The organism is Leifsonia sp. KNZ12-8B, from assembly GCF_056755495.1.
Genome location: NZ_JBPGXM010000227.1, coordinates 1 through 2,474, shown reverse-complemented (window position 1 = coordinate 2,474; position 2,474 = coordinate 1). Strand labels below are relative to the sequence as shown.

The window sequence follows — 2,474 nt, the reverse complement described above, 5'->3', positions numbered from 1 at the left end:
GGTCCCGACTTGGGTGTTGTGCTCGTCGGTCGCCGGGCGGGCGGGGGGGGGGGGGTGGGCGACGCCGGCCCGCACGGCCGCAAGGCGCTCGGCGAGCGGGCTACTTGAGGAAGTCGGGGATGTCGAGGTCGTCATTCTCGTCGTCGAACGCCGGGTCCTTCGGTGCTGCCTCGGCGACCGGGGCCTCGCCGGTGGACTGCCACGGGGTGGTCTGCGGGGCCGGGATCTCGCCCGCCTCGACTTCGGCGGAGGACTGCACCTGCGACTCCTCGGAGCCCGCCTCCACGTAGGTCGTGCGGCGGCTCTCGACCGCGGCCGGGCGCGCGTTCGGCTCGCCGCCGTCGAAGCCGGCCGCGATGACCGTGACGCGGACCTCGTCGCCGAGGGTGTCGTCGATGACGGCGCCGAAGATGATGTTCGCCTCCGGGTGCACCGCCTCCTGCACCAGGCGCGCGGCGTCGTTGATCTCGAAGATGCCGAGGTTCGATCCGCCCTGGATGGAGAGGAGGACGCCGTGCGCTCCGTCGATGCTCGCCTCGAGCAGCGGGGAGGCCACGGCCAGCTCGGCCGCCTTGATCGCCCGGTCGGCGCCGCGCGAGGAGCCGATGCCCATGAGCGCGGAGCCGGCGCCCTGCATCACCGACTTCACGTCGGCGAAGTCGAGGTTGATCAGGCCGGGGGTCGTGATCAGGTCGGTGATGCCCTGGACACCGGCGAGGAGCACCTGGTCGGCGGTGGAGAACGCCTCCAGCATGCTGATGCCGCGGTCGCTGATCTCCAGCAGCCGGTCGTTGGGCACGACGATGAGGGTGTCGACCTCTTCCTTGAGCCGCTGCACGCCGGCCTCGGCCTGCTGCTGGCGGCGCTTGCCCTCGAACGAGAACGGCTTGGTGACGACACCGATGGTCAGCGCGCCGATCGACTTCGCGATGCGCGCGACGACGGGAGCGCCGCCGGTGCCGGTGCCGCCGCCCTCGCCCGCGGTGACGAAGACCATGTCGGCGCCCGCGAGCGCCTCCTCGATCTCCTCCGCGTGGTCCTCGGCGGCGCGGCGGCCGACCTGGGGGGCGGCGCGGGCGCCGAGACCGCGGGTGATCTCGCGGCCGACGTCGAGCTTGACGTCGGCGTCGCTCATGAGGAGCGCCTGGGCGTCCGTGTTGATGGCGATGAACTCGACGCCACGCAGGCCGAGCTCGATCATGCGGTTGACGGCGTTCACGCCGCCGCCGCCGATGCCGACGACCTTGATCACGGCGAGGTAGTTCTGGTTAGCTGTCACGTCCGGCCTCCACGGGAACCTTCAACCTCAACTCGAGGCTTAAAGTTATGCTGAGTATGCAATTCTCGATCCGACGTTAGGTGCGCGGCGCCCGCGGCTCGGGGAGCCGGTGGGCGTGTCGGGAAATCGCGGCGCGGATCCATGCCGCGACACCCTCCATGCTGCTCCCTCACCCTGTCGTCACGCTGTGCGGGGACGAGACGTCGTACCGGTTCGCGCCGCTCGCCCCGGCGAGGAGCGCGGCGAGGTCGGCCGCCTTGAGGTCGGAGTCCTCCGCGCTCCCCCACACCACGGTCGCACCGCTGCCGCGCAGTGTGAAGCTCACATCGTCCTTGGTCTTGGCCGAGATCGTGTCGACCTGCGCGAGGACGGTCGGCGGCAGGGCGCTGAGGACACCGGCCACGGCGGCGAAGGCGGAGTCGGCGTCGGTCTCGGCCGAGCCTCCTGCCGCCGTCACGAGCGGATAGCCCTCCGGCCGGGCCTGGCTGCTCGCGATGGGCACCTTGGCGGCGTCGACGAGCGTGAAGACGCTCCCCTTCTGGATGACGCCGACGGGCTGCCGCTCCTCGATGCGGACCACGAGCGTGTCCGGCGGGCGGCTCTCGAGCGTGTAGCTGCGGATGAGCGGGAACGCGGCCAGGTCGCTCGAGATCGCCGCCTGGTCGAGCAGCGGCAGCGGCCTGCCCAGCTGGTCGCCCAGCTTGGCACGGATCGCCGCCGGGTCGAGGCGCGAGGCGCCGGTGATCTCGATGTGGCGCACGGCGAGGAGCGGCGACACGGCGACCCCTGCCACGCCCACCACGAGGGCGACGACGACGCCGGCGGCCGCGAGCCAGGTCAGCCGGCGGCGGCGCGAGCGCTTGGTGAAGCGGCGCACCTCGCCGCGCTCGATCCGCCGGCGCTCCTTGCGCGCCGCGCGCAGCGCCTTCGCGATCTCACGATTGGTCGGAAGCGCGTCATAGGGGTTGCGGGGTGCGTGGGCGTCGCCGGTCCGTGCGTCCGGCGCCTCCTCCTCGGCGGAGGGACGCAGCAGCGGGATGGGCGCCGTGACGGTCTGGACGCGCCGGGACTCCTTGGACGTCGCCGACGGGGATGCCGGCGGCGTGGACGCCGCCGGCGGGGGCGCCCGGGCCCGGGGGCCGGGGGTGCGCGGGGGGGGCGGGGCCCCCGCGCCCCCCCCCCCGCCGGGCGCGGG

At 73.3% G+C, this 2,474-nt stretch carries 2 protein-coding genes; both read right to left on the bottom strand.

Annotated features, from left to right (window positions below):
* Window positions 1-100: 100 nt before the first annotated feature.
* Window positions 101-1,279, bottom strand: a complete 1,179-nt coding sequence (ftsZ, locus tag ACR9ZG_RS18645) for a cell division protein FtsZ (RefSeq protein ID WP_481286338.1) — start codon at window positions 1,277-1,279, stop codon at window positions 101-103.
* Window positions 1,280-1,448: 169 nt separating this feature from the next.
* Window positions 1,449-2,474, bottom strand: a 1,026-nt coding sequence (locus tag ACR9ZG_RS18640; protein WP_481286337.1) for an FtsQ-type POTRA domain-containing protein, incomplete at its 5' end; no start/stop codon positions are given.